Raw genomic sequence first — 25,264 nt, 5'->3', positions numbered from 1 at the left:
GAGGTGACGGCACTGATCCCTGATCCCGAGAAGGTCATCATTTCGGCGCTGGAGCACTACATGCCCGACCTGGTGACGAACGGACGCTCGCGCGTCTACAGCCAGGCCCCCAAGGAGTGGGACAAGCAGTCCTTCCTCGTGGTCAGGGCCACCGGTGGTGGCGCTTCGCGCTACCCGCACCTGTACGCGGTCTGCTACTTCGAGGTCGAGGCTTTCGCCCACCAGCGTGGGGAGGCTTCGCTGCTGGCTCGCCGGGCTGGCGCTTCGATGTCGCAGGCCAGCCGTGAGGGCTACCGCTACGAGGCCCCCCAAGAGGCCGGCTACCTGTTCGGACTGCGCGAGGTCAACGCTCCGAGCCTCGTCTACGACGGCCTGAGCAGCAAGCACGGCGACACCTTCATGTTCCAGGGGACCTACCAAATCTCCGTCCGCGCTCTGCGCTGACCCCTCCCCTGCTGCCCCCTTCTTTCTTCTTTCTTTCCGCCTGCCCTCATATAGGAGGTTGGTAGCCCCGATGGCTCCCACGTACCTGACCCGAGACCCTGTCCTCGTCCCGAACACGGGCTACGTCTTCGTCGCCCCCGAGTCGACTCCCAAGCCGACGCTGCCGCTGGACATCCGCAACCTGCGCACCCTGCGCGAGAGCATCGGTGCCTCCTGGGTGTCGATCGGCAACACCTCGCTGGAGAACGGCATCTCCCACGAGTCCGAGGGCGATGACCCCGAGGTGCTGGGCACCTGGCAGAACCCGTCTCTGCGGACGACCAACCCGCCCAAGGTCTACACCGTGACGCTGGCGCTGGCCGACTTCACTGTGGACACCTACAAGCTCTACTACGGCGGCGGCTCCGTGACCGCTGACGGCTCGTTCGTGATCCCGAACGTCCCGTCTTCGAGCACCCGCGCCATGCTGATCGTCGCCGTAGACGGCGACCGTCACGTGGTCGAGTACTACGAGCGGGTCTCCCTGATCGGTGGCGAGGGCGTCGTGTACGACCCGGCCGCTCTCACCGAGATGCAGGTCGTGGCGACCGTCCTGGGCGGCACCAACGGCCTGGGCGAGATCAGCCCGGTCATGTGGGGCAAGGCGGTTGAGATCAGCCCGCCCACCCTGTCCGCGATCAACCCGGCTCAGGCCGCTCCCGGTACCCAGGTGACGCTGACCGGCACCAACCTGACGGCTCCGATCACGGTCTGGTTCGGCATCTACGAGGGCACCGACGTGGTCACCACGCCGACCGGCACTCAGCTCACGGTCACGGTCCCCGACCCGGTCGAGGGCGGCGACCTGGCGGTGCAGGTCAAGGTCGAGACCAACTTCGGCGAGTCCGCCGGCCAGGCGTTCACGATCGACCAGGCCGCCTGATCCTTCCACTTTTGCCATGCCCTGATTCATAAGGCTGGTAACTAAACCGCCCCGCTGGGTGTGCTCGGGAATGGCGCATCCAGCGGGGCTTTCACATTCCCACATTCCCGTCCCTGAAGGAGTGCCCCGTGGCTGTTCTGAAGTACGACGACCTGATCGCTGACGTTGAGCGCGAGCTGGAGGAGAACGGCCTCCACTTCATCGCCAAGGACGGTACGACCGTCGTTCTGCGCCCCATCCTGCTGCTCGGCAAGGACGAGCTGAAGGTCGTCCAGACCCTGCTGGAGAAGGTTGGCGATGACGACGCTGACACCTTCGCCAAGATCGAGGCCATCGACGCCATGCTGATCGCTGCGGCGGACAAGAAGCAGGCGCTCAAGGACTCTCTCGGCGACCTGCCGCCCCAGATCCGCACCCGCGTGTTCGACGCCTGGATGAAGGGCTCCGACGCGGGGGAAGCCTCCGCCTGATCGAGCTGATTGATAGCTACGGTGACGAGCTGGTCGCTGACTTCCGCAGGTTCTACCAACTGGACCTGCGTGACCTGTGTCGCGGCCAGCTCTCTCCCACCATCGCTTTCTCGCTCATCAGGCAGCTCCCGTTCGATTCGGCCTTCGTCACGGCACTCCGCGGCGGCCCTGAATTCGCCGGCTGGGGTCCTCAGACCTACGCCCTGGCGAACGTCTACGACGCGATCAACGGCCTGACCTACCTGTACCAGGTCTCGCACGCCGAGAAGCCGAAGAAGGTCAAGCCCCTGCCTCCTCACCCACGCCCCGGCGTGAAGACCGAGGAGGAGCCCAAGAAGCCCAACCCACTGCTTGCCCGACTGCGGGGCGAGGACGCCCCTGCGCCAGTGCTAGGGCCAGGCTCGAAGATCCGTCTTCCTCCTCCTCGTCCCTGACCCGGATGGAGGAACACATATGGCGGGGAGTCCCGCGCGCAAGGAAGTCGGGCGCGTCGGAGTCAAGGTCGTCCCGGACACCAGCGAGTTCGACAAGCGGCTGAAGGCCACTCTCGCCCGGTGGTCCAAGGAGAAGATCGAGATCGCCGTCGAGGCCGATCTCTCCAAGTTCAACGCCGAGCTGAAGAAGGCGCTGCGCAACCGCGACCTGAAGATCAAGGTCGAGGCGGACACCGCCAAGGCGGACGCCGAGATCAAGAAGACCGCCCGCTCCCGCAGCGCCACCGTCCAGCTCCGCGTGCTCGGCAACGAGGCCACCCGGCGACTCGACAGCCTGGACAAGGAGTCCATCAAGCAGGTCAAGGTCTCCCTCGATGACAAGGCGGCCAAGACCCGGCTCGACGTCATCTCCAAGGACCGCAAGGTCACCCTGTCGGTCAACGTCGATGAGGGCAACCTCGCCGACGTCCAGAAGTGGACCCACTCCCTGGGGGACTCCTTCTCCAAGGTCGGCCAGGAACTGGACGACGGGGTCAAGCGGGCCACCGCCCGCATCAAGGAGATCAACGACGAGAAGGTCCGGATCAAGGTCGAGGCTGACGCGGCCAGGGCCGAGGCCAAGCTCAAGCGGATCGCTGCCACCGAGACCAAGCGGATCAAGGTTGACGTCGATCAGTCGAGCATGAGCCGCTTCGGCTCGGTGATCTCCGGCGCTTTGAGCGGGGCCGGCACTGCCATCGGGGCCGTCATGTCGTCCATCGGCACAATCACCTCGATGTTCGGCGGCATGGGGCGGGCCGGGTCATCGGCCTTCTCTGGCCTGTCCAGCACGGCGAACTCGGCCAACCAGTCGATCGGCTCCATGACCTCATCCATCGCCGGAGTGGTCGCCGGGATAGCCCAGATCGCGACGATGTTCTTCGTCTTCACGTCGTTGATCACGTTGCTGGGCTCGGTCGTGACCGCCGCTCTGGCGGCGGCCGTGGCGATCGGCTCGGTGGTCATCGGTGTGGCCGCCCTGGTGGCGGTGCCGGTCATCTTCGCCGGAATCGCAGCCTCGCTGATCAGCCACAACGAGAAGCTGAAGGCCGAGTTCTCCAAGCTCGGAGACACCGTCCGGTCGGCCATCGCCCAGACGGCTACCCCCATGGTCAACGCCCTGTCCGGGGCGATGAAGACGCTGAACTCCAGCCTCCAGCAGGGGACACCGCTCTACAACGCACTGCGTACGGCCTTCGACCAGAGCGCACAGGCGGTCAAGCCACTGACCCAGGGCGTCCTGTCCTTCGCGACGAACGCCCTCGGCGGGCTCAACACCGCCCTGTCCAACCTCAACTCCTCCGGCTTCTTCCAGGGGATCTCCAAGAGCCTGGGCACCCTCGGGACGGCCTTCGGGTCGTTCTTCGCCAGCCTGTCGAGCTGGGCGCCTGCCTTCCAGGCCGGATTCCAGTCGATCGCGAATGCGGCCCTGAAGCTCGCACCGTCGATCGCCAACCTGATGGGAACCTTCGCGTCCTTCGCGCCGGGACTCATCGACGGGATCGCCACCGCAGCTCAGCGGCTGTTTGACGCCTTCTCCTCCAACTCGGCCACCTACCAGGCTGCGGCCCAGGCCGTGGTGGACGCCATGGTTGAACTCGCACCCTCGATCGAGCAGGTGGCCTCAGCATTCGCCAGCATGGCACCGTCCGTGATCAACACGGCGGCCTTCGCGATCCGCCAGTTCGCCGAGGTGGTCTCCGACCCCGGATTCCAGTCGGCCCTGACGACGATCACGAACATGACCTCGCTGTACGCGGCGTCGGTCGCCAAGCTCGCAGGCGGGGCGCTGTCGAAGCTGAGCGGCATCTTCGGCGAAGCCGAGACCTCCACCGAGAAGTTCGGCGCAGCCGTCCAGAAGACCGCGTCCATGACGCCAGCACTTCTCGACCAGGTCACCGCCTCCTACGACAAGGTCCATGAGAAGGGCATGGTCGCCCTGGAGCAGGGCAAGGCCACCTGGTCCGCCCTCCTCACCGGGGCCGCCACTGCGGGCCAGAAGCTCAACGCCGACTGGCAGGCCACCTTCACCAGCATGCAGGGCACGATGAAGGCCGGCACCGCTGCCCTCAACCAGGGGCTGGCCACCGACCTGAACACGATGTTCCAGCAGTGGGTGTCCTCGGGCGGCAAGGTGGACGCTCAGTGGCAGGCCGACTGGGCAAAGATCATCGCCACCACGCAGGCCAAGGGCGACGAGCACACTCAGGCGTACGCCCAGAACCTGAACGCGCTGGTCACCAGCACCCAGACCAAGGGTGCTGAGGCCGTGGCCATGGTCCAGAAGTTCATGGCCGACATGGGGGTCCAGGTCTCGACGTCCGAGATCGCCAACCTCATGGGCGTCAAGATGGACGCCACCTCCCAGGCGGTCCAGAAGGGCGTTGACGCCGCACAGTCCAGCTTCCAGAAGCTGCCCGGACTGATGCAGCAGATCATCAACACGGCCAAGACGCCGGAGGAGATGGGCGCTCGCCTCGACGCGATGAACACGATCATCGACGCCAAGGCGACGGCCGGTGGTCAGGCGTTCGCCAAGCTGCCGCAGGCCATGCAGCAGGCCATCGCAGCCGACCCGATCCAGGGCAAGGTGGCCACGATCATGACCGGCATGGTCACGGCCATCACCACTGGCGTGAACCAGGCCAAGACGGCTTTCGCCGAGCTGCCCAAGGCGATGGCCCAGGCCGTCACCTCCAACTCCTCGGTCGCCTCTGCCGTCCAGGCCCAGATGTCCAAGGTCGCGTCCAACATCAAGTCCGGAGTCTCCCAGGCGGTCTCCGCCTACAAGCAGCTCCCGACCCAGATGGCGGCGGCGGCCAAGGCCGACAAGACGGCCGACGCGGTGAAGGCGACCATGACCAAGGTCACCAGCAACATCAAGTCGGGCGTCTCCTCCTCCGTCTCCCAGTTCAAGAACCTGGCCACACAGGCGGCCAGCGCAGGCCGACTCTCCGGGTTCGTCTCGGCGGTCAGCTCCGCGATGAGCAGTGCCAAGTCAGCGGTGTCCTCGGCGGTCTCGTCGATGATCGCTTCGCTGAACAGCCTGAACCGCACCTTCAAGGGCCCGACCGTCACCCAGACGACGGTGGTCAAGACGACGACCAAGGCTTCGGCCTCGGCGACGGCTGACCAGCCTGCGATGGCGATGATGGCCCCCGTGATGCTCGCGTCCGCAAGCCTCCTGGCCAGCCAGGCGGTCTCGGACCTGTCGGACAGCATGGTCACCTACTCGCGCGGCCTCCGGGCTCGGGATGCCGTCGAAGCCTCCGGCTCGAACGGCGTGACCAAGGTCTACAACATCACGGTCCACGCGGCTCCGAACGTGCCGACCGAGGCGCAGTTGCGCAAGCAGCTCTCCTACGCCGACGCACTCTACGAGTAATCCGCCCCCACGATCAGGGCCCCGGTCACACCCTCCCGGCCGGGGCCCTCCCTTTCCGCTGCCCAGATACAGGAGGTTGGTAGTTGCTGTTCAAGCCCACGGTCATGCAGATCAAGGGAGTGGATGGGGCGCTCTACACCCTGACCGATGAGTCCTTCTCCGGGCCGGCGATTCTGCTGCGCGACGGGGCCAAGGGCTTGGACGCCCCAACCTTCGATGTGAAGGCCGACCAGTACGCCGCCATCGACGGCGGGTTCGTGCGCTCTGCCCGAGCAGACATCCGGGAGATGTTCCTGCCGGTCACCATCGTGGCCGACAGCCGCCACGAGATGATGGCGCTCAAGCGCCGCTTCATCGCCTCGCTCAACCCCAAGAAGGGCCTCGTCCAGCTCCAGAGCACGGAGTTCTCGATCCCCGCCCACTTCGAGGGCGAGCCTACGAGCAACGATCTGGTAGCCGAGTCCACCCGCGCCATCACCTGCTACTACGCGGGCGGCATGGAGGGCGGCGAAGGGGCCGAGAACGGCATCCACTTCGCCACCTACGGCCTGATCCTGAGGGCACCAACCCCCTACTTCCAGAACCTGGCCCGCACCACCCAGACGTTCCAGACCTTCGAGGTCGTCGAGCCGTTCATCGAGCCGAGCGCCACCTTCCTGTCAACGGACGGCCTCACCCTGGCCCTGAGCCTGGCCCTGTCCTCGGACCCGATCTGGGCCAACGCGGTCAACCTGACCAACCCCGGCGACGTTGATGCGCAGCCTCGGTGGGAAATCCGCGGCCCCTTGTCGGCCCGCTTCTCCATCGTGCTCAAGGACGCCGAAGGCGAGGTGGCCAAGGAGCTGCGCTTCGCCGAGGCGTTCGAGGTCACCCAGTACCAGGTGCTCGTGGTCGAGACCACCAAGGGCCGCCAGTCGATCCGCCTGTACGACCAGATCCCGGCCAACGGCGGCTACGACCCCACGGACGGCAAGTCGATGTGGTGGGCCTTCGACGTCACCTCGGACATGTGGGCGATCGAGCCCGGCGACGTCAACGCGGTGGCCATGCAGATCGACAAGGCCGAGAGCTTGTCTCCCGAGGAGGAGACCGCCTGGAACGCGGCCAACCAGCCGAACGTCACCGTCTCCTTCCTGCCCTCCTACCTGGGAATCTGATGCGCAACTTCCGAATCTTCATCCGGGAGTCGCTGTTCCCGCGCACCGTCGCGGAGGGCGGCGACGGCCTGCCCCCGCTGGCGATCGTCGGCGAGGCCGACTCCTACCTCACCTTCGACGCCATCATGCGCCACAACGCGGCCGGCTCCTGGACTCTCCAGGTGCCGGCCGACCACCCGCAGTCCAAGATGCTGATCCCCGGCCGGGGCATCGTCGTCTACCAGGACGGCGAGGACACCCCGATGTTCTCCGGCCCCATCCGCCAGATCGACAAGGAGTGGGACGAGGCGAACTCCGGCGCTGGCACAGTGACCGTGTCCGGCGTGGACGACAACTACCTGCTCGCCGAGCGGCTCGCCTGGACCAACCCGGCCGCTGACATCCACCTGGCCGCAGTCTTCCAGCACTGGCAGGCCGACCCAGAGTGGCCGAACGTGGCCGAGCTGCTGCGCCAGATCCTCCTGGCCAACGCCCAAGGCCAGGCGCTGCGCCGCCTGGACCGGCTGTTCATCCCCGGCCCCGACTCCACGGTCAACTTCATCCCGGACGAGACCTCCCGAGTGGCCCGGCTCAAGTTCGACCAGGCCGACCAGCTCACCTCGCTGCTGAGCGCGGTCTACGGCTTCCGCATCACCTTCATCTGGCACCCGAACCCGGCCTCGGTCGCCTCCAACGGAGACCCCGACGCCAAGGGCCCCGGCATCCTGCTCAAGCTGGAGCAGATCGCGGACCTGACCGAAGAGGTGCAGTTCGGGGCCGACATGGGCAACCTGCGCGGCTACAAGTACATGATCAAGGCTCCTGAGGCCACTCGTCTGGTGATCGCCACCCAGAACCGAACCTGGCGGGAGTACCAGCGCAAGGACACCTTCAACAGCTCCGGCGTCAAGGACGGCTACACCGAGGAATGGGTGGACAAGACCGGGCCCGAGCGGTGGTTCGGCTACTTCGCCAACGACGAGTACGACCCCGAGTGGTGGGGCGACCCGGAGGAGACCCCGGACGACAAGCGCCACACCCTGGACTGGGCGGCGGACGGCTTCACCGCCACCGAGACCGAGTGGGGTGTGACGGCCGAGCGCTTCCGCGACCGCCGTGACCTGCCATGGCAGTGGCTCCAGGACCCCTCCCAGCCGACCGGCTGGGCTCTCGACCCTCCCGTGTGGTCCGCCCAGTGGCGGGCCCTCCAGGACGAGATGGCGGGCTTCAACCTGGAGGCCGGCCCCAAGGCATCGATCAGCATCGACCCGCTGGAGACCGACAACGGCGTCATGTTCGCCCGTGAGTACGGCCTGGGTGACCTGGTGCGGGTCTACATCGACGGGGAGACCCGAAACGAGATCGTGCGCGAGGCCCGCCTGTCGGCCTCGGTCGAGGACGGGCCCAGAGTCAAGCCGACCATCGGCACCTACGGCTCCTCCGAGACGCCGTTCCTGTACGCCAGCATCCGCTCCCTGTGGGACCGGGTCTCCGGCGTCGAGGCCCGCGAGAACCTCCGGGCCACCTTCGATGAGGTGCCCACCTCCGACTTTGTTCTGAAGAAGGCGAGCTAATGACGTTCAGCAATGTGGCGCTCAACGCCAGCAAGTTCTGCCTGGTCTACACCTCCAGCGGTGTGGCCATGCCACTGGCCAACGGGGTCCACAAGGTTGACTTCAAGGCGAACGTCAAGCACACCGCCGAGCTGTACCTGGACGGAGTGCGGTTCACACCGTCACCGGCGTTGGTCGTCGCTGCGGGAGCTACCGGGCAGATCCGTCTGCCTGTCCCCAACGACGGCCGCCACCACTTCGTCAAGGTGGTGGACACCAAGACGAGCAGCGCCAGCTCGGCCGAGATCGAGGTCTGGTCCGGCTGCGTCGGCGTGGTCTACTTCGTCGTCTCGACCGTCACCCAGAACCCGGCCACCAACGAGCAGCTCGTGGACGTCCGGATGACCAACTCCGGCCAGGTCTCCCAGGCGTACACCACCCGCCTGCTGCTGGACGGTAAGACGGTCGGCACGCAGATCACCCTCAACCCCGGCCAGCAGGAAACCCGCCGCATCACCATCCCGGCCGACAGCGCCAACCACGTCATCTCGGGTGAGGTCCGGATCGGGTCGGCCTTCGCCGACGACGTGTGCCTCTGGTACGTCATCAAGGGCAATGCGGCCCCGCCCGTTCCCCCGGACCCGTCCGACAACGCCTCCCAGTTCGTGCCCGGCGAAACCGTCATCATCCAGTCCGCGGTGACCTCCACTCCGCTGGCGACGGACGGCAGCGAGTGGGTCCTGGTGGAGATCTCCCCGAGAGACGCCAACACCTGGACGCCTGCTGGCACCGAGGGCGGCTTCATCACTCCGCAGGAGGACGGCACCTGGTCCGCCTCCATCCCCACCAACGCCACCGCCTTCCCGGTGGGAAGCGAGTGGGACGTGCGGGCCCGGCGCTTCCGCGACTACCAGCAGAGCGACGAGGTCATCCACTACTTCGACATGGTGACCGGCACGGTGACCCAGCCGCCCGTGGACGGCGGAGGAACCCCGCAGCCGACCCTGAACGCTCCCGTCATCACCGGCCCGACCAACCGCGACCAGTGGGGCGGAACCTGGCTGACCATCTACGGCACCGGCACCCCAGGCGCCCGCGTCGAGTTCAAGACCGAGAGGGTCACCGCCTGGGGCCAGACCAACTACGTCCCCAAGGCCACGACGGTCGGCAGCAACGGCAAGTGGTCGACCCAGGTCTTCGCCAAGAAGCAGGCCCAGCCCAACAGCTACAAGGTCCTCGGCTACCGAGGCCGCATCCACAAGAACGCCCTGTTCTCCCCGTGGTCCAACCGTCTCGACGTCACCTGGCACCACCCGCGCCGCTAAGGAGATCCACCGTTGGCTGACACGCCCGACAGCACCCAGCACTACTGGCCCTTCCCCTCGGGGCCCGGCCAGGTGGTCACCGACCACGATTGGGAGACCATGGCCACCCAGTGGCAGGCCAACGGTGTGCGGGGCTTCCCCGAGTCCGGGGGAGTCCCCTCGGCCGGGAACACCGGCCTGTACGCGGTGCGCGTCTCGAACACCCAGATTGAGATCCAGCCCGGCGTGGCCCACATCGCCGGCCACTTCTACGAGCTGAAGATCCCGAAGATCCTGGATCTCGACATCACCGGCTCTACCGGCTGGGACGGCTCCAACATCCGCCGTGACCTCGTGACCCTGCGACTGGACCGGGCGAACAACAACTTCCGCTTCGTCCAGCTCAAGGGCGCGGTGGGCACCGGCACGAGCATGACCCTGGAAGCACCCGGCGAGGAGCTGCCGCTGGTGCAGATCGACGTCGTCCGTAACGTGGGCGTCACCACCGCCCCCGGCGACCGGCGCTGGTTCCTCGGCGGCCACGTCCGCCCGATTGTGGGCCAGTACGGCTGGTTCGACCCGTCGCCGTACAACGGCGAACTTGGTGTCGATGTGGTGGGCAGCCGCCTGGTCGTCGGCAAGAACGGCCAGTGGGTCTCGGCCAAGGAGGTGTTCCTCAACGACACCGACTCGGCAGTGGTCGCGCAGCTCCAGGCCCTCCAGAGCCAGGTGACCTCCCTGCAAGGGCAGCTCGACACCGCAGTGACCGACCTGGACACCCTCGGTTGGCAGCTCTCGGGCACTCAGGCCGACCTGGACGCCGCCGAGGCGAGCTTGGCCACGGCACGCTCAGATCTGGCAGCGCTTCAGCCTGGCCCGTGGACCAACGTCTCGTTCCTGCAATCGAACCTGACCAACTACAACTCCACCACCGTGCTCCAGGTGCGCCGGGTCGGCTCGGTCGTGTTCATGAAGGGTGCGCTGGCCAGGACGGACGGCACGGCGCTGGGTTCCTACCTCGGTAAGGGCGACAACCTGCTTCAGGTCCCGGCCGGGTTCCGGCCCGCCGGCCCGCAGTACTTCGCCGTCTCCACCTACAACAACACCGACCTCCAGCACCCGCCTGGCGCGTCAGCGTCGATGGGCACCGACGGCATCATCCGCCTGTGGGTGCCGCCGAACCTCACCTCCCGCAGCCAGATCTACCGCGTCGAGTTCTCGATCTCCTGGATGTTGGGGTGAGCATGCCTGACAAGACCGACCCCAACCTCGGTGGGGTCTTCATCTCGACCTCGCAGATCTATCAGCTGCTCCTGGAGCTGAAGTACGACTTCAAGGCGATCGACATCAAGATCGACGCATCCACCACGGCCTCCAACGACCACGAGGGCCGCATCCGTGGCTTGGAGAAGTGGAAGTACGCCATCTCGGCGTCCCTGATCAGCTCCCTGGCCGCGCTCGCGCTGGCCCTGATCAAGGTGTTCACCCCCTGATCAAGAAGTAAGAAGTCCCCCGAGGGTCCTGCCGGAAGGCGGGGCCCTTTCTCTTTGGGAGGTCCTTTGACGACCCCTGCCAAGGTGATCGCCGCCGCTCGGGCCGATCTCGGCATGCGGGAAGACCCGTCCGGCTCCAACGTCACCCCGATCACCAAGGCTTTCGGCAAGATCCCCGGATACCCCTCGAACGGCTACGGCTACCCCTGGTGCGCCGCCGCCACCTCGATGTGGTGCAAGGAAGCCGGCCTCAAGGCCAACACCGACTACCCCCACACCGCAGGCACGCTCACCCAGTACTCCTGGGCCCGCAGCAACGGCCGCTGGTTCACCACCCCCAAGGTGGGCGACCTGGTCCTGTTCACCAACAACGGCTCCACCTCGGGCATCTACCACGTCGAGCTGGTGGAGGAGGTCTCGGCCTCCTCGATCACGACCATCGGCGGCAACACCTCCGGCTCTGCCGGGAACGGCATCCAAGGCAACGGCGACGGCTGCTACCGCAAGACCATCGCCCGATCGAACTCCCGCATCTGCGGCTACGTCCGCCCCCGCTACGCCGGGTCGACCAATGAGCCCGCCAAGACCTGGGACGGCAAGAGCTACCCCGGCCACTTCGTGCGCTACGGCGACACCGGAGCCGAGGCCAAGGCCGTGCAGCAGATGCTGGTCAAGTTCGGCTGGAAGATCACCGTAGACGGTGACTTCGGAGAGGCCACCCACCACGCCGTGAAGACCTTCCAGAAGAACCACAAGCTGGAATCTGACGGCGTCGTAGGCCCGGACACCTGGAAGGCGCTGGCCGCAGGCCCGCCCAAGACCACACCTCCGAAGGCCACCACCGCCCCTCAGCCCGTCGTGAAGGTCCCCGCGGCCTCCTTCACCCGAGTGATGAAGCTCGGCGACGAGGGCCAGGACGTGCAGGCAGTCCGGCAGAAGCTGATCGCCCTCGGCTACTCCTACCTCAAGCCCGGCCTGACGTGGGGCCCCATGATGACCGTCGCCGTCATGGACGCCCAGGCCCGCAAGGGCGTCGAGGTGGACGGTCAGGTCGGTCCCAACACCCTCAAGGCCCTGGGCCTGTAAGGAGGAACACCCCATGGATCAGGCCCAGCTCGCGGCCAGTCTCCAGGCCCTGATGGACCAGCAGAAGGCCGCCGCACAGCGGCCGGCCCCTGTCGCTCCCGTACAGCCGGATGTGCTCGTGGCCTCGGTGCCCGAGGTCACGCCCGAGTTCACCCCCGAACCCGATCCCTTCTTCGAGCAGTACTTCGTCCAGGCCACCCCGGCTGGGGAGCAGACGGCGCTCGTGGAGCCCTATGTCGAGCCGTACGTGTTCGACGACGACCTTCTGGAAGACCAAGAGGAAGCAGCAGCAGTGAAGGTTACGAACGTCGCCAACGCGGCCTACCGCGCCAAGCGGACCGGCATCCAGGGACTCATCGTCTCGGTGGTCATCGCCGCTGGCGGTGTCCTTACCGCGCTCCAGGTGGACGCAGAGATCGACTGGAAGCTCGTCGGCATCTCCCTCGGCCAGGCCGTACTCACCGCCGTCGTGTCCTTCCTGCACAACGACAAGTCGGCCTCCGCCGACTCCGAGTAACCCGCCCAACGAGCAAAGGAGACTGCCATCTCTTTCGGAACGCCCAACCACTCGATCCCCGACGCGAAGCTCACCATCTCCCTCAGGGGAACCAACTGCGGATTCGAGGTAACGGCTGGCCCCGCATGGGGCGACGCGGCCGAGACCGAGGCCCTCATGCAGCTCATCGTCACTGCGCTCAAGGCGCTCCCCGGCGTGACGGAGTTCTACGCGACCCGGACCTACCCGGTCTCCCAGCAGGTCACCCCGTAGCAAGAAAGAAGTAAGCCCCAGGTCCCCGCCCGACGCGGGGGCCTTTTCTATGTCTGGAGGCAGTGTGGCGGCCACCTACCGCTTCAACATCGACCAAGGCACGACCGTCAAGCGCACACTCCGCTGGACTCGCGACGGGCAGCCCGTAGACCTCACCGGGGCCACCGCCCGTATGGAGATCCGGACCGCTGTCGGCGGCACGTTGCTCCACCGGCTCGACACTGACAACGGCGGGCTCACGCTCGCAGCGGACGGGACCATCCTCATCCGCATCGCGCCTGAGGTGTCCTCGGCCTGGACCGTCACCTCTGGCGTCTACGACCTCGAAGTGGTCGATGCCTCAGGCCAGATCACCCGCCTCATCCAGGGCCAGGTGTCGGTGTCCCCGGAGGTGACCACGGGTGTCTGATGCTGTCGAGATCGTCAACGACACGACCGTCACCCTCTCCTCTGACGAGCACGAGTTGGTGGTCGAGTCGGTCGGCCCGGCCGACACCATCGAGGTGGGCTACCTCCCCTTCGGGGGCGGTGGCACCCCTGGCGAGCAGGGACCACCCGGAGAAGATGGCGCCAGCGCTTACGACATCGCCGTAGCAGACGGCTACACAGGCACCGCGGCCGAATGGCTCGCCTCCCTGCGAGGCCCGCAGGGCGAGCCCGGCCCGACCGGTCAAGTCGGTCCGGCCGGTGCGGACGGTGCGGCAGGCCCTGAAGGACCCGACGGCCCGCAGGGACCCGAAGGTCCCCAGGGCATCCAGGGCCCGCCTGGGGCGCAGGGTCCCATAGGCGTTACCGGTCCGCAAGGACCACAAGGCGTCCCCGGTGCGCGTGGCGAGACCGGCCCTCAAGGTCCGACCGGTCCTGAAGGACCTCAAGGGCCCGTGGGCCCAAAGGGCGATCAAGGTGTCCAGGGACCTGCGGGTTCCGCTGGTATCGGCATCGCTCCCGGTGGTCTGGCCGGTCAGGTCCTGGCCAAGGCCAGCAACGCCGACTACGACACCTACTGGACAACCGGCAGCGGCGGCGGGGAGGGCGGTGAGCCGATCCCCGGACCCGAGGGCAAGTCCGCCTACCAGGTGGCCGTGGTCAACGGGTTCGTCGGCACGGAGTCCCAGTGGCTGGCATCTCTCGTCGGCCCCGAAGGGCCGCAGGGTGGCCCTGGACCTCAAGGACCGCAGGGCGAGACCGGGCCAGCCGGCCAGCAAGGCGAGCAGGGCCTTCAGGGTCTCCAGGGGCCAGCCGGCCCCGCTGGTGACCAGGGACTTCAGGGTCCCGAAGGCCCGCAAGGTCCGATCGGCCTGACCGGCGCGACCGGTTCCCAGGGACCACAGGGTATTCAGGGTGTCCCCGGCCCGAAAGGAGACACCGGCTCGGCCGGTCCGGAAGGGCCTGCCGGTCCTCAAGGGCTTCAGGGCGTCCAAGGACCTCAGGGCCCCAAGGGCGATCAGGGAGGCCCCGGCCCCCAAGGTGATGTGGGCCCGCAGGGCGCACAGGGCATTCAGGGAGCTGCCGGTACACCCGGCGCTCAAGGTCCCCAGGGCGAGGCTGGCCCGCAGGGCGAAGTCGGCCCCCAAGGTCCCGCTGGCTCCCAAGGCGCGCAGGGCCCGGCCGGTAACGACGGCCAGGACGGCGCGAGCGCATACGCTCTCGCGGTGGCCGGTGGGTTCGTCGGCACACAGGCCGAATGGCTCGCCTCGCTGCAAGGCCCCCAGGGACCGCAGGGTGTGCAGGGTCCCATCGGTCCTGACGGCCCGCAGGGCATCAAGGGCGACACCGGAGCGACCGGCGGGCAAGGCCCGCAGGGTGAGCGCGGCCCGCAAGGCATTCAGGGAACCCAGGGCACGCAGGGCCCGAAGGGCGACACGGGCGCGACTGGCTCACAGGGTCCCAAGGGTGACAAGGGCGACCAAGGGATCCAAGGTCCTGAGGGCCCTCAGGGTCCAGCAGGCGAAGGGCTTACTTCGACAGCGTGGACCGACTGCACCTATGGCTCGGGCATCACCTCGTACAACACCGCGAACAAGGTCCAGGTGCGCCTGATCGGGTCCATGGTGTTCATGAAGGGGATGGTCAGGAAGACCGACAGCTCGAACCTCGGCACTTCCCTGGGTAAGAGTCAGGTGTTCGTCGTCGTCCCCGTGGGCTTCCGGCCCCCCACTGACGCCTACATCACGGTCACGGCTTTCGAGCACTCCACATCGGATGCCGTCCCCGTGTTCGCCGCGCAGGTGGCTGCCTCCACGGGCAACATCTTGGTCTTCCAAGGGTCCTCGTACCGAGGGACCGTAGCCCGACTCGAAATGTGCGCTTCCTGGCTCATCGACTGACGTGTAGAAGAAAGAAGGAAGTCCCCGGCTCAGTTGCAGCCGGGGACCACCCCTCATCGATGGATCGGCTGTGGGTGCTGCGTCGGGCTATCCAGCCAGATTCGCTGTCCCTCGGGGGTAACTGTCATGCCGAACCGCTCCCGGCCCGGCTCACCCCAGCCCACCCAGCGGAAGTAGGCGTCGGTTATCTCCTCCCAGACAGGCCGATCACCATAGAGGTACACCGGATACTCGGTGTCGCCAGGTCGTCCGTGCACCACCGCGTACTGGGCAGGGTCTTCGGGATCGAGGACCCACAGCCAGAACACACCCTCCTGGACAAGGGTGCGAGTGCGCAGACCGGTGAGCCCCGCCATAGCCAGACGAGCACCAGGCGACGCGCGCCCGATCATCCGGGGGTCCAGCCGGGTGACTGTCTCCCCGGTGTAGCGCTCGTCGGAATCCCCATCAGCGTCGCGCTGGGCGCGCATCAGCATGTAGGAAGCGAAGCCCGTGAACCGGCCAACCGCCCCGGTTCCGGGGACGACCCTGAGCCGCAGGCCGTGGCCGTCTCCCATGCCGCAGTCGTACGGGAGGACGATCGTCCCGCCCGGCCGGGTCTGCTCCACCCAGGCGTACGGCACGCGGTAGATACCGCAGGTGACGTGTACCCCGTCGAACGGGGCACGGTCTGGGCAGCCGGCCGCGCCGTCGCCGACGATCAGGCGAGGTTGCACGCCCGCAGCAGCCAGGTTCTTGGCTGCCTGCTCGGCAACGACTGGGTCCACCTCGACCGAGGTCACCTCGCCTTGGTCACCGACCAGGTAGCTGAGCAGCGCTGCCGTCCACCCCGTTCCGGTGCCCACCTCCAGCACGCGATCCCCCGACCTGGGCGACAGCCATTTCAGGAGATCGGCCACCGTGCTGGGGGCGGATGCGGACGAGGTTGGCTTGCGGGCTCCTAGCTCGATCGCGCCTGCGCCATCATCGACTTGCGTGATGATCGTGCTGTCGGCGTACACGGATGCCCACCATGTTGTGGGGTCGGTGTTGCGGTCGATGAGGGTTTCCCGCTCGTCGTATCCCTCCACGGACAGTGCCCGAGTCGGGATGAACGGATGCCGGGGTACCGAGCGAAGTGCGTCACAGATCCAGTCGGATCGGGGAGCGATGGCGATGATCTCGTCGAGCATCCCCTGGACCCGCGCCGATGGGTCGGTCACTTCTTCCCGCCGCCGCCGTGCGAGCCGCCGCCGCCGCCCTTCTTGTCGTCTTTGGCCGGGTCGGGTTTCGGAGGGACGTACGGCTTGTCCTTCTTCGGTTCGCCTTCGTGCTTGTTGCCCACGTGGGGAACTCCTTCGCGAAACTCTCGACCAGTCCGCGTAACGTGACGATACGGCTACACGCTGAGATCGACAAGTCACTTCTCGGACTGTGACCTCTAACCTTCAGTGCTGGGAATTGTTGGGCTCGCCGGCCTCCCCGCTGTGTGGAAGCCCAAGCTCCTCTTCCCACGCCTGGATGAGCGGATCGTCGGGACTCCTGCCCTGGGCGTACAGCATGAGCAGGTTCATGGCCGTGATCGCCTCGTTGCGAGTGAAGACCCGACCGTGATCCCAATCGCTGATCATCCAGCCGCCTGCGGGCGTCTTGGTGGCGACGTTCGGGATCACGTTGCTGATCATGCGATCGTCGTGAATCTCCAGCCACGCATCAGAACCCGCGATGCTCAGACGTCCTTCTCTCACCATGCGGCGGGGCGTACCCGGACCCAGGTAGACAACAGCCCCAGAAACGACAAAGACCCCCGGCCGAAGCCGGGGGCCCTAGCGGCTGACTATGAGGGCAGTCGGCGCTGTATGTCGATCAGGATGTCCAGCATTTGCGCCTGGGTGTCCTTGACCGCCGCGACCTCGGACCGGAGATCCTTCAGGCGGCTGTCCACGCTGTTGATGCGCTCGGTGAGCTGCTGGCCCTGTTCCATCTGGTCGGCCTTGATCTGGATCAGCTCCGAGTCCATCGTGGAGGCGAACCGGAGAGCCGCATCCTTCATACTCACTTCGATCTTCCCTTACCTTGGGGGTAAGGGACCTGGCTGATATCCGCAGTCAGGTCCCGCTGTCTTTCAGAGTAGCTGATCGTTATGTCCTAGATCAGTTCTTCTTGTCGTACTTCTCCATGAGGCTCGCCTTGCATCCGGCGAGGAATGCGTCGTGGTCCTCCGTCGAGGTCATCTTGGCTGTCGCGTTCAAGTCCCTCCGCGCTTCGTCCTTGATGGCGAACTCCAGCGCACCCGTGCAGGTGGTGTAACTGAGTCCCATGTTCTTCACGTACTCGTCGTTGCCGATCATGAATCCGTGCTGCTCGCCCTCGAAGTAGAAGCGGCTCTTGGCCATCTCCTCCGCACTGGCGGGGCCGTAGGCCACCCAGAGGGCGAAGCCGAGCCCGACGAGCGTGAGGGCCTGGGTGACGAGTAGGGGCTTCGTGAGGTTCTTCATGATCTCTCCTGTGGGATTGAAAGCGACTTGAGGGTACATTCAGCCCACAAGCGCCGTAACCGCCATAAACCTCACGGTTTGGTCTCAGCCCTCCATCAGTGCTTCAAACTCTTTCGTGGTCTTGATCAGCCTGTAAGCGCCAGCCGCTTGCTTGACCACCTCGGTCCACCGCTGAACTGCTCCGGCCTTGTGCTTGGTGGCCTGCCTGTCGTGGTCTCCGTGCCGGATCGTGTCTCCCTGGAACACGAGGACGTTCCCTCCCAGATTCCACACCAGGGCGTTGACCGCGCTGGCGGCTGCCGAGATGGGGTCAACGTCGGCCATGTGCCATACGTAGTCGGCGGGGTCACCGCCGAGCTGCTTGATGCGGTGGGCGTAGGCCCGCACCATGCCCCCGGTTCCGGCGCACGGCTCGCCGAACTCCTCACCCTTGGGCGGGACCTCCGGGATCATCATGGTCGCCATGGTCGCGCAGACGTCCGGGGGTGTGTGGTACTCGCCCAGGCCCTTCCGGGCTCCGTGTGAGCGCAGGTCAGTCACGACGTAGCTCAGGATGTCGGTCTCAAGACCCTGGACGGACTTGATCCGCCTGCGCATCGCCGCCTCAGCGACGGCCTTGGCCGCCTTCAGCGTGTGCTCGTCGGGGTCCTCGTCCAACCAGCTCGTGATCGGACGGGCCATCTCCGCCAGGTGCGGGTGATCCAGCCACCAGTACCCCCACACCTTCCGCAGCAGGGCTGCGAACTCCTCGGGGGCCATGGTGGGCAGCGTGATCAGCGCATCCGGGTGGGTGACCATCACGGAGGCCACTACACCCACGGGGACCTCCATCCGGCTTCCCCCATGGTGGCTGTACCAGACGGCGCTGACCGCCTCGGCGATCCCTTGCTCAGGTCTCATCGGTTCCCTTCCTCGGGCATGGAAAAGCCCCGGCCGGTCCGGCTCGGGGCTGCTGGTGACGTCTGGGCGTTACTCGTACGCGAGGTGCTCGAACACCTCTCGCGCCGTACGCCGGTTGGGGTAGAACTTCGTGCGGTGGGGCTGGTCGCTGGACCCGAAGTGCGAACGCTGGACGAACCAGCGGTGCGTGCCCCCGGCCAGGGTGAGGGTGACGGTTCCCGCACCCCGGATGTCTCGATCTGCCGTGTCGAAGAACCGGACCCGCGCACCCTCTCGGTCACGCGGGATGTCCGGCTTCCAGGCAAGCCCGTCAGGCTTCCAGGTCACTTCTTCCTTCTTTCTTAGGCGACCGCGAACAAGGCGTCGGTCGTCTCCTCAGTGATCTTCATGCGGTCAGCCGGCGAGTTGTCGATCTTGGACTCCTCCTCTGCCTCAACCCAGGTGAACAACGTGGCCGGGCGGCCACCCTCGGACCGGAGCTTGGAGGTCTTGACCTGCTCGCAGGCATCGGTGATGGCGCGGATCTCAGCGGCCCTGACCTTCTGGAACTTGCGGGCGACCTCGGTGGAGGTGACACCGTCGTCCCCGGCCTCCTGGATGAAGGCCAGGATGCGAGCCGGGATGTCATCCCCGGTCGCCTCGGCCTCGGGCAACGTGTAGGTCACCGTGGAGACCATGTAGGTGATCAGGGCCAGCGCAGCATCGAAGTCCTTGACGCTGACCTCCTGACGCTTGTCCGCCAGGGCGTAGAGCCCGGCCAGGCGGATCATGTACGCCATGGCTCGCTCGGTGTACTGCCCGAGAGCCTCGTTCCCGGTGGTCAGGGCGTCGCAGATCTCCCGGTGCTTAGACTCGAAGACCTTGGCCACCTTCGCGGGCACCGTCACATCGGTGATCTCCTGGGCGAAGTTGACCATCTGCCGGAAGCGGTTGCCCAGCTTCTCGATGGCCTCATCAGGGCTCTTGGTGGAGAACACCGGCAGCTTCTTGGACTGGTAGACCCAGACCGGGAAGAACCTGTTGTAAGTGCCGCCCGTGGCATCCTTGCTGCCGCTGATCGCACCCCAGTTGCGGGGCTGGATGTGGCCCACGATCGAGACGTGGGGCTTCATGATGATCAGGTCGGTCTGGCTCGTGCGGTGATTGATCGTTGCCCCGTCCCACGCCTTGCGCAGGTAGGTACCGATCTTCGTGTCCCGCTTGGCATTGGACACGAACGTGTCCATCTCCTCTTCAACGAACATCAGCGGAGCCGACACATTGCGGATCGCACGCTCGGACAGCTCGGCGGCGAAGCCCAGGCCCGTGGCCGGGCAGCCGTAGATCACGTTGTTGAGTCCGAAGGCCCCCAGGCCAGACGTGATCACCTTCATCGCGATGCCCGTGGCCGTGCCCTTGCGACCCACGCCGGTCGGGCCGACCAAGACCGGCCAGAAGCTCAGAGGCATGGACCCCTTGCCCGTGGCCACATTCGGTCCCTGGCCCAGGGCCGCGCTGAACCCGGCCAGCAGAGTCACGAGCACCCCGACGTTGGACCCTTCGGTGTACTCATCCAGCTCGTTGACCATCTCGCCAAGCGGACCGGTGAACATCTCATCCGTTGCGACAGGCATTTCGTTGGTGACGTTTTTCGACATGGCAAAGCCCTCTCAGTGCATGAAGTAAGTGGGGTGGTGTAGAGGCTCGGTAAGGCCCCCCGAAGGGGGCCAGGCCCAACCGCTAAACCCGAGTGCGTTCGTCGTTCCAGTGGTAACCGCAGTCCGCAGGGGGCAGACCCTCGCGAAGTTCCTCGACGCGCAGTTCTGCCATTTCCTCTTCCACCTCGGCGAGGTCCGTCATATCCACGCACCGGGCATCCTGAAGGTGGATTGAGAGCGCCAGGCTCTCCGCGTATTCAGGGCTGTGAGCGCTGACCACCCACGTGTATGGGGCCTCGCCGTCCTCACGCTCGCTGCCGGAAATGGTCACGGTGTAGGTCTTAAGCGGCATGGCGAATCTCCAGTCCATCAATGTCGAGCGTCACGCCCTCGGCTGAACCCCAGCCGTGGATTTCCTCGTGTGCGTGCATGACCGCCATGCGAAGCACGTGATGCCATTGGTCGGGGAACAGGGCCCGCAACTGATCGGCGATGATGTCCGTTGCGGTGGTCACCTCGCACGCGGGGTCACCGTGCTTGTTGTCGGTATAGAACTCGCGGGTAGCAAATCCCATGTCGATTGCGTCACTCATAGCAGTTTCCGTTTCCCTTGCATCGGTCGTCGTAATTGGCTTCGTGGCAGTGACTGAACCCGCACCAGTCGCAGGTGCCAGGGCACGTAGGCCCTTTGTCGCAGCACTCGATCTCATCCATCACTGAATCCGGTTAATCCCGAGCAGGTCGAACAGATCGCAGGGCCCGCAGAGCACTTGACCTTCCTCGACCTTCCAGAACTCCAGTCCGTTGCCGCATTTCTCGCAGAGCGGCTGTTCGTAACCCATGTGCGTGTACCTTTCAGTGACGCCAGAAGACGTGACCGTTGTCAGAGATCCAGAAGTCTTGCTCGAAGGAGACGACGTCCACCTCGACCGTGAAACCGGGAGGGACGTTCTTAAAGAACTCGGAGTAGACCTCAGCTCCGAAGTCGATCGCGAAGTCTTCAAGGGACTTCCACTGACCCCGGTACCTGTCGGGGAATTCGCTGATCGCTGCGCTGAGGTATTCGACGCCCCCGACGTTGGCGAGGTAGTCACTGAACGCGTCCCGCTCGTATTCGGGGAGATCGGTGAGGAATTCGTGAGCCTCCCAGACCGTCTCAAGGCTGGTGAGTTCACCGAACGAGATACCGCAGTCGCTTTCGTAGTCGCTCAGGATGAATTCCTCAGCGTTCCGCGTGACCTCCCCGACCTTGGACCGGAACTCGTCGAAGTCCTCGCAGGAGTCGAGGTCAATCCAGTCCCCGACGTGGCGACCTGAGACATACTCGGAGAGATTCCAGAAGTGAACCGAGATGTTGGGAGTAGCGGTCTTAAGCATGTGCATTTCCTTTCGCGATATGGTGAGCGGATTGCTCGGTAAGGCGGCCCGTAGGCCGCCAGGCCCAACACTCCGATCAGGGGATGCGGTTGGCCTCAACCAGCCGATAGAAGTACTTGCCGACGTACATAGGGCCGATGTGCGAATCGCAGTAGAGCCCGTTCGTTGAACGCTGAGCCCAAAAGCTGCTGTGCGTTGTTATGTGTGTGGCGTATTCCTCGCACTCGGTTGCCTGGCAATGCGTTCGCTTGAGTGGTGCGAAAAGCCAGTCGAGCCCGACTACTGGCGTGTCCATTGGTCAAATCCTCTCGATGGGAGAGCCACCGCAGGCCAGCTCGGCCGCATGGACGGGGCAATATGGGTCGCGGTATTCGCTGTCCAGGTACTGTGCCGGTTGGTCGCAGTCAGTGCATATTTCCGCCATTTGCGAGACGATCCCGATAATGGTTCCGGCGAGCGGACGCCTACCCAATGCGTGAGGTCCGCAGATTTCGTAGACCCGCACGAAGTCGAGATCCCTGATCTGCGCCTTGTGCGTTGCCTTGTCGAAGCAGAAGAGGATTTCGCAGGTGCTCATTTGGCCCCCTTGCATTCGTGCTTGAATCCCTTACTGACGACGCATTCCAGCCAGTCTCCGTCTTCGACGTCGTATATCTGAACCTCACAGAGTGCGCACCGCACCTGCATTCCGGCCCATATGTCGTTGTCGCTGAACACGAAATCCTTGAGCCGGTTGAGAATGGCGTCGGTGTCGAGCATTAGCCGTTCTTCCTTTCAATCCAGACGACCCAAGCAACGGCCTGGATTTGTTGTGGGAGATATCCGAGGCGCGATGCGGCCTCTCGATAGAGGTCCGCCATAAGCGCGTATCGACCCTTGGACCCAAGCCCGCGATCGGCATTCCCGTACCGCTGGCCTACGGCAATGTCATGTGCGTGTCGGTCAATGCAGATCGCATCCGAGTCGGTGGGATCAGCGATGCACCGGAAGAAATGCCCCGTCTTGCTCGCCATAGGTAGAACGACAGTGGGTGACTCACCGGCCATGATGCGGGCGGCCTTATTGATGGCGTCTCCCACATGTCCGGACGCCTGCCCCTTAAGGAATGCGCGGGCAGCGAGTTTCGTGTTCTCAGACCAGGACTTGTTTGCAGAAAGGGCAGCGATAACACCCGCACCGGCGACCACATTTCCACCGGAAATCATGTGCGCAAGCTGGTTGGCGGTCCGGTACCAGTTGAGCCCACGCTCAAGCTGGTCATGTGTGGCTGAATCCCATACGCGAAGGATGTTGTTGACATACATTTCGCGGGTTTCAGCATTGGGCTTGATCGGAATGGGCATGACAAACGCTCCCTTCTGAGGGGTGGATTTCGGAGAATGGGTGTCCCTAGTCGCATGTGAGGCGCTTACTCACGTCCGGAGACGCGCTAGGGACTATTCGTTTCCAGCCTTATGTATGAGGGCATGGTGATGCCTATGCACCTAGAAGGTATTGGCCTCCACGAAACCGGGTTCCGGCATGTAGAACCCACCGGCGAGGCTTTCGTAATCGCCGTAGTAATCCTGTGTGGCGTAGTACATCTCGATCATTCCGTATGCGCGCCACATGTCGGTGTGCTGGTCAAGGTACTTGATCTTGTCTCCGAACATGGCGTAAGCCTCGTGAAGCACGCGGCCATCAATGCGCTCATGGCGGAGGGTGAAGCCCTTGAGATCGCCCAAGCCATCGCGCATTTCGATTCCGTCGCGGTGCGGGTAGGCGCACGGGTTGAAGTCCATCGTTTCTCCCGGTTGTGATCAAAGGACCGCGCATTTCACGATCCCGTGACCACCGCCCGGAGGCGGTGTTTCAAAGCGAGTGCCCATCTCTCACTGCCGCCCGGGGATCATCGCGAGGACAAAGAGTCCGGGAGTCTAGGGCGCTCCCGCTTGGGTTCCGGTGCGGTGCGATCGTTCCGGCCGTCGCTGCCTTTTGTGGAGTTCTCAAGTGACTCGCCCGCCGGGCGACCTTTCCGAGTGGGGGCTCTCGGCGTGTCTCCCGGGGTTTTAGTCCCCGTCCGGCCCGGTGCTTTCGGGCGGTTCGTTCTGTGCTCCGTTTCGGTCGGTGTTGCTGACAGGCAGAACATTGCCGGATAAGGCTGGAAGTCGTCAAGCCGCTCCGTGGCAGTTTCCAGCCTTATGTTCGCTCGACTTCCACCCTTATATAGGCTCTGAGCAGGGCAAACACTGCTCGGCGATCTCCCCTAAAAATCTTGAAGTTCCCCTAGACAAGGCTTGCAACGGTCTCGGAGAGTCCCCAGGGAGTGGTCTAGGTCACAGAGAAGGGGGCTCTCAAGCCCCGGAATCGGCCCTCTGGTAACCGCCCTTGGGAGCGCCTCTAAGGGCGCTCTCTGGGAAGGGCCTTGGTAGGAGTCGGCCTTTCGGTTACTCCTCCGTGCGACCGCTACAGCACCACGCACACAACAGCGAGCACAGCACGGGGTTAGCGCTAGGCCACGCACACACAGGGCGTGGTGAGTAAGGCCACTGGCCTAGCGCTGTGAGTAGGCATGGGCATGAGGGGTGAGAGTGCAGTGGTGGTGATGAGTGGTGATGAGACAAGAGGTGATGAGGCAAAGGCCATGACATGAGGCATGGCGAAGAAAGAAGTAAGAAGCCATTGACCAGGCGAAACGTACTTACTTCTTACTCACTCACCGGTCCACGAGTGGATCAAGGATTGAGCTGATCAACAGGGGTGGGGGGATACCAAAGATCGTGCTACATGCGAGCCCGAGGGTTCTGGCTCCTCCGACCAAGTACAAGTCTGGGGATCGCTCTGTGGGCCCCTTCTGGGGCCACAAAAGGCCTGATCGTGAATGCGGCCCTGGAGCGAGAAAACCCTGCTCAGAGGGCCCTTGTGAGTCCTGGAACAGGGTTATCTGAGAGTGCCGGCGAGGGCGCCCGCGGCGACCCTGAAACTGCCTGTCTGTTGTCCATCAAAGTGCGGACCCTCTGGGATTTCATCACCAGCTCATCGGACAGGCGCCGAAGCTCCTGGGAGCGCTTGTGGAGTTCTTCACTGCGCTCGAACGGGTCCATGCACTCGGTATACCCCCCCTTGAGGTGCCCTCCACGAAGGGTAGAGCCCTGTGGGTTCGAGGGGGCTGGCTATGCGGCTATTCGGAGGCCTTTTACAGCCTCCAAGATCCCCACCGGGACCCAATATATGACGAAGTTGAGGCCGTCTTCCTGGCAGGCGTACAGCACGCGGCCGATCGACAGGTGCTCGGCGGTCTCCGCATCCTCCATATGCCCCATGTGCTCGGCCGGACAGGCACCTATGAGTAGAGAGTGTTCATAGATCCAGCCATCGGCATAGCGCTGCCGCGAAAGGACTGCCGTGCCGTCGTCATAGACCACTTGCAGCTCTCCAATCGGGCACAGGGGATCGGCTGGCCCGAACTTGTCGGCCAGGGTGTTCGGCAATCCAACCTCCAGGATGAGAGGCCGGCTTCTCAGCCGCCTCT

At 65.0% G+C, this 25,264-nt stretch carries 31 protein-coding genes; 14 read left to right on the top strand and 17 right to left on the bottom strand.

Annotated elements, in window-relative coordinates; genetic code table 11:
* Positions 1 to 3: 3 nt before the first annotated feature.
* From ABEA43_RS08030 to ABEA43_RS07965, 14 genes are all read left to right on the top strand, one after another.
* Positions 4 to 444, top strand: a complete 441-nt coding sequence (locus ABEA43_RS08030) for a hypothetical protein (RefSeq protein ID WP_345559980.1) — start codon at positions 4 to 6, stop codon at positions 442 to 444.
* A gap of 70 nt (positions 445 to 514) precedes the next feature.
* Positions 515 to 1,366, top strand: a complete 852-nt coding sequence (locus tag ABEA43_RS08025; RefSeq protein WP_345559979.1) for an IPT/TIG domain-containing protein — start codon at positions 515 to 517, stop codon at positions 1,364 to 1,366.
* Positions 1,367 to 1,494: 128 nt separating this feature from the next.
* Entirely contained in the window at positions 1,495 to 1,836 is a 342-nt protein-coding gene (locus tag ABEA43_RS08020) for a phage tail assembly protein (protein WP_345559978.1), read from the top strand.
* 453 nt (positions 1,837 to 2,289) lie between these two features.
* Positions 2,290 to 5,694: a hypothetical protein gene (locus ABEA43_RS08015; protein WP_345559977.1), complete on the top strand. Its 3,405-nt coding sequence runs from the start codon at positions 2,290 to 2,292 to the stop codon at positions 5,692 to 5,694.
* Between the two features lie 83 nt (positions 5,695 to 5,777).
* Positions 5,778 to 6,851, top strand: a complete 1,074-nt coding sequence (locus tag ABEA43_RS08010) for a hypothetical protein (RefSeq protein WP_345559976.1) — start codon at positions 5,778 to 5,780, stop codon at positions 6,849 to 6,851.
* Positions 6,851 to 8,404, top strand: coding sequence for a Gp37-like protein (locus ABEA43_RS08005; protein ID WP_345559975.1), 1,554 nt, complete (start codon positions 6,851 to 6,853; stop codon positions 8,402 to 8,404). The genes ABEA43_RS08010 and ABEA43_RS08005 overlap by 1 nt, the downstream gene beginning before the upstream one ends.
* The gene (locus ABEA43_RS08000; protein ID WP_345559974.1) at positions 8,404 to 9,708 is read left to right on the top strand and encodes a hypothetical protein; all 1,305 of its coding nucleotides are present in this window, start codon (positions 8,404 to 8,406) and stop codon (positions 9,706 to 9,708) included. Before ABEA43_RS08005 ends, ABEA43_RS08000 begins: the two co-directional genes overlap by 1 nt.
* A 12-nt stretch (positions 9,709 to 9,720) precedes the next feature.
* Positions 9,721 to 10,929, top strand: a complete 1,209-nt coding sequence (locus tag ABEA43_RS07995) for a hypothetical protein (protein WP_345559973.1) — start codon at positions 9,721 to 9,723, stop codon at positions 10,927 to 10,929.
* Positions 10,930 to 10,931: 2 nt separating this feature from the next.
* Positions 10,932 to 11,180 (top strand): hypothetical protein, encoded by a 249-nt coding sequence (locus tag ABEA43_RS07990; protein ID WP_345559972.1) that lies wholly within the window; start codon positions 10,932 to 10,934, stop codon positions 11,178 to 11,180.
* A 66-nt stretch (positions 11,181 to 11,246) separates the two neighbouring features.
* Positions 11,247 to 12,266 carry a peptidoglycan-binding protein gene (locus ABEA43_RS07985; RefSeq protein WP_345559971.1) on the top strand — a complete coding sequence of 340 codons (1,020 nt, stop codon included), beginning with the start codon at positions 11,247 to 11,249 and terminating at the stop codon, positions 12,264 to 12,266.
* 13 nt (positions 12,267 to 12,279) lie between these two features.
* A complete protein-coding gene (locus ABEA43_RS07980; protein WP_345559970.1) occupies positions 12,280 to 12,783 on the top strand; it encodes a hypothetical protein in 504 nt (167 codons plus the stop codon).
* 316 nt (positions 12,784 to 13,099) lie between these two features.
* Entirely contained in the window at positions 13,100 to 13,444 is a 345-nt protein-coding gene (locus ABEA43_RS07975; RefSeq protein ID WP_345559969.1) for a hypothetical protein, read from the top strand.
* 743 nt (positions 13,445 to 14,187) lie between these two features.
* Positions 14,188 to 14,337: a hypothetical protein gene (locus ABEA43_RS07970; protein ID WP_345559968.1), complete on the top strand. Its 150-nt coding sequence runs from the start codon at positions 14,188 to 14,190 to the stop codon at positions 14,335 to 14,337.
* A gap of 350 nt (positions 14,338 to 14,687) precedes the next feature.
* Entirely contained in the window at positions 14,688 to 15,362 is a 675-nt protein-coding gene (locus ABEA43_RS07965) for a hypothetical protein (RefSeq protein WP_345559967.1), read from the top strand.
* Between the two features lie 53 nt (positions 15,363 to 15,415).
* On the opposite strand, the gene ABEA43_RS07960 is transcribed toward ABEA43_RS07965, so the two are convergent.
* The 17 genes from ABEA43_RS07960 to ABEA43_RS07880 form a co-directional block, all read right to left on the bottom strand.
* Complete coding sequence (locus tag ABEA43_RS07960; RefSeq protein WP_345559966.1) at positions 15,416 to 16,534, bottom strand: methyltransferase domain-containing protein; 1,119 nt, start codon at positions 16,532 to 16,534, stop codon at positions 15,416 to 15,418.
* A gap of 26 nt (positions 16,535 to 16,560) precedes the next feature.
* Positions 16,561 to 16,686 carry a hypothetical protein gene (locus ABEA43_RS07955; protein ID WP_345559965.1) on the bottom strand — a complete coding sequence of 42 codons (126 nt, stop codon included), beginning with the start codon at positions 16,684 to 16,686 and terminating at the stop codon, positions 16,561 to 16,563.
* A 103-nt stretch (positions 16,687 to 16,789) separates the two neighbouring features.
* On the bottom strand, positions 16,790 to 17,092 hold the full coding sequence (locus tag ABEA43_RS07950; RefSeq protein WP_345559964.1) for a hypothetical protein: 303 nt from the start codon (positions 17,090 to 17,092) through the stop codon (positions 16,790 to 16,792).
* A gap of 86 nt (positions 17,093 to 17,178) precedes the next feature.
* Positions 17,179 to 17,400, bottom strand: coding sequence for a hypothetical protein (locus ABEA43_RS07945; protein ID WP_345559963.1), 222 nt, complete (start codon positions 17,398 to 17,400; stop codon positions 17,179 to 17,181).
* A gap of 94 nt (positions 17,401 to 17,494) precedes the next feature.
* Positions 17,495 to 17,839, bottom strand: coding sequence for a hypothetical protein (locus tag ABEA43_RS07940; protein ID WP_345559962.1), 345 nt, complete (start codon positions 17,837 to 17,839; stop codon positions 17,495 to 17,497).
* 84 nt (positions 17,840 to 17,923) lie between these two features.
* On the bottom strand, positions 17,924 to 18,739 hold the full coding sequence (locus tag ABEA43_RS07935) for an N-6 DNA methylase (RefSeq protein WP_345559961.1): 816 nt from the start codon (positions 18,737 to 18,739) through the stop codon (positions 17,924 to 17,926).
* 69 nt (positions 18,740 to 18,808) lie between these two features.
* A complete protein-coding gene (locus ABEA43_RS07930) occupies positions 18,809 to 19,066 on the bottom strand; it encodes a hypothetical protein (RefSeq protein ID WP_345559960.1) in 258 nt (85 codons plus the stop codon).
* A 14-nt stretch (positions 19,067 to 19,080) separates the two neighbouring features.
* Positions 19,081 to 20,376, bottom strand: a complete 1,296-nt coding sequence (locus ABEA43_RS07925; RefSeq protein ID WP_345559959.1) for a DUF3987 domain-containing protein — start codon at positions 20,374 to 20,376, stop codon at positions 19,081 to 19,083.
* Positions 20,377 to 20,458: 82 nt separating this feature from the next.
* Entirely contained in the window at positions 20,459 to 20,728 is a 270-nt protein-coding gene (locus tag ABEA43_RS07920; RefSeq protein ID WP_345559958.1) for a hypothetical protein, read from the bottom strand.
* Positions 20,718 to 20,969, bottom strand: coding sequence for a hypothetical protein (locus ABEA43_RS07915; RefSeq protein WP_345559957.1), 252 nt, complete (start codon positions 20,967 to 20,969; stop codon positions 20,718 to 20,720). The genes ABEA43_RS07920 and ABEA43_RS07915 overlap by 11 nt, the downstream gene beginning before the upstream one ends.
* 120 nt (positions 20,970 to 21,089) lie before the next feature.
* Entirely contained in the window at positions 21,090 to 21,218 is a 129-nt protein-coding gene (locus tag ABEA43_RS07910; RefSeq protein WP_345559956.1) for a hypothetical protein, read from the bottom strand.
* Positions 21,219 to 21,231: 13 nt separating this feature from the next.
* Positions 21,232 to 21,753 (bottom strand): antirestriction protein ArdA, encoded by a 522-nt coding sequence (locus ABEA43_RS07905; RefSeq protein ID WP_345559955.1) that lies wholly within the window; start codon positions 21,751 to 21,753, stop codon positions 21,232 to 21,234.
* A 298-nt stretch (positions 21,754 to 22,051) separates the two neighbouring features.
* Positions 22,052 to 22,330, bottom strand: a complete 279-nt coding sequence (locus ABEA43_RS07900) for a hypothetical protein (RefSeq protein WP_345559954.1) — start codon at positions 22,328 to 22,330, stop codon at positions 22,052 to 22,054.
* The gene (locus tag ABEA43_RS07895) at positions 22,327 to 22,512 is read right to left on the bottom strand and encodes a hypothetical protein (RefSeq protein ID WP_345559953.1); all 186 of its coding nucleotides are present in this window, start codon (positions 22,510 to 22,512) and stop codon (positions 22,327 to 22,329) included. The genes ABEA43_RS07900 and ABEA43_RS07895 overlap by 4 nt, the downstream gene beginning before the upstream one ends.
* Positions 22,512 to 23,096, bottom strand: coding sequence for a DUF7178 family protein (locus tag ABEA43_RS07890; protein WP_345559952.1), 585 nt, complete (start codon positions 23,094 to 23,096; stop codon positions 22,512 to 22,514). Before ABEA43_RS07890 ends, ABEA43_RS07895 begins: the two co-directional genes overlap by 1 nt.
* Before the next feature lie 141 nt (positions 23,097 to 23,237).
* Positions 23,238 to 23,534 (bottom strand): hypothetical protein, encoded by a 297-nt coding sequence (locus tag ABEA43_RS07885; RefSeq protein WP_345559951.1) that lies wholly within the window; start codon positions 23,532 to 23,534, stop codon positions 23,238 to 23,240.
* A 1,371-nt stretch (positions 23,535 to 24,905) separates the two neighbouring features.
* Complete coding sequence (locus ABEA43_RS07880; protein ID WP_345559950.1) at positions 24,906 to 25,223, bottom strand: hypothetical protein; 318 nt, start codon at positions 25,221 to 25,223, stop codon at positions 24,906 to 24,908.
* Between the last annotated feature and the right edge of the window lie 41 nt (positions 25,224 to 25,264).

Source organism: Nonomuraea rosea, assembly GCF_039539705.1.
Lineage (GTDB): Bacteria > Actinomycetota > Actinomycetes > Streptosporangiales > Streptosporangiaceae > Nonomuraea > Nonomuraea rosea.
The sequence above is the reverse complement of the archived record's forward strand: the minus strand, read 5'-3'. Positions and strand labels throughout refer to the sequence as shown.

Bases quoted from the DNA above. Each gene is read 5' to 3' on its own strand.
- ABEA43_RS07915 (WP_345559957.1), bottom strand. From the start codon at position 20,969: ATGAGTGACGCAATCGACATGGGATTTGCTACCCGCGAGTTCTATACC.
- ABEA43_RS07900 (WP_345559954.1), bottom strand. From the start codon at position 22,330: ATGAGCACCTGCGAAATCCTCTTCTGCTTCGACAAGGCAACGCACAAG.
- ABEA43_RS07905 (WP_345559955.1), bottom strand. From the start codon at position 21,753: ATGCTTAAGACCGCTACTCCCAACATCTCGGTTCACTTCTGGAATCTC.
- ABEA43_RS08015 (WP_345559977.1), top strand. From the start codon at position 2,290: ATGGCGGGGAGTCCCGCGCGCAAGGAAGTCGGGCGCGTCGGAGTCAAG.
- ABEA43_RS08005 (WP_345559975.1), top strand. From the start codon at position 6,851: ATGCGCAACTTCCGAATCTTCATCCGGGAGTCGCTGTTCCCGCGCACC.
- ABEA43_RS07890 (WP_345559952.1), bottom strand. From the start codon at position 23,096: ATGCCCATTCCGATCAAGCCCAATGCTGAAACCCGCGAAATGTATGTC.
- ABEA43_RS07940 (WP_345559962.1), bottom strand. From the start codon at position 17,839: ATGAAGAACCTCACGAAGCCCCTACTCGTCACCCAGGCCCTCACGCTC.
- ABEA43_RS07920 (WP_345559958.1), bottom strand. From the start codon at position 20,728: ATGCCGCTTAAGACCTACACCGTGACCATTTCCGGCAGCGAGCGTGAG.
- ABEA43_RS08025 (WP_345559979.1), top strand. From the start codon at position 515: ATGGCTCCCACGTACCTGACCCGAGACCCTGTCCTCGTCCCGAACACG.
- ABEA43_RS07935 (WP_345559961.1), bottom strand. From the start codon at position 18,739: ATGAGACCTGAGCAAGGGATCGCCGAGGCGGTCAGCGCCGTCTGGTAC.
- ABEA43_RS07895 (WP_345559953.1), bottom strand. From the start codon at position 22,512: ATGCTCGACACCGACGCCATTCTCAACCGGCTCAAGGATTTCGTGTTC.
- ABEA43_RS07910 (WP_345559956.1), bottom strand. From the start codon at position 21,218: ATGGGTTACGAACAGCCGCTCTGCGAGAAATGCGGCAACGGACTGGAG.
- ABEA43_RS07960 (WP_345559966.1), bottom strand. From the start codon at position 16,534: ATGCTCGACGAGATCATCGCCATCGCTCCCCGATCCGACTGGATCTGT.
- ABEA43_RS07950 (WP_345559964.1), bottom strand. From the start codon at position 17,092: ATGGTGAGAGAAGGACGTCTGAGCATCGCGGGTTCTGATGCGTGGCTG.
- ABEA43_RS07885 (WP_345559951.1), bottom strand. From the start codon at position 23,534: ATGGACTTCAACCCGTGCGCCTACCCGCACCGCGACGGAATCGAAATG.
- ABEA43_RS07990 (WP_345559972.1), top strand. From the start codon at position 10,932: ATGCCTGACAAGACCGACCCCAACCTCGGTGGGGTCTTCATCTCGACC.
- ABEA43_RS07925 (WP_345559959.1), bottom strand. From the start codon at position 20,376: ATGTCGAAAAACGTCACCAACGAAATGCCTGTCGCAACGGATGAGATG.
- ABEA43_RS07980 (WP_345559970.1), top strand. From the start codon at position 12,280: ATGGATCAGGCCCAGCTCGCGGCCAGTCTCCAGGCCCTGATGGACCAG.
- ABEA43_RS08000 (WP_345559974.1), top strand. From the start codon at position 8,404: ATGACGTTCAGCAATGTGGCGCTCAACGCCAGCAAGTTCTGCCTGGTC.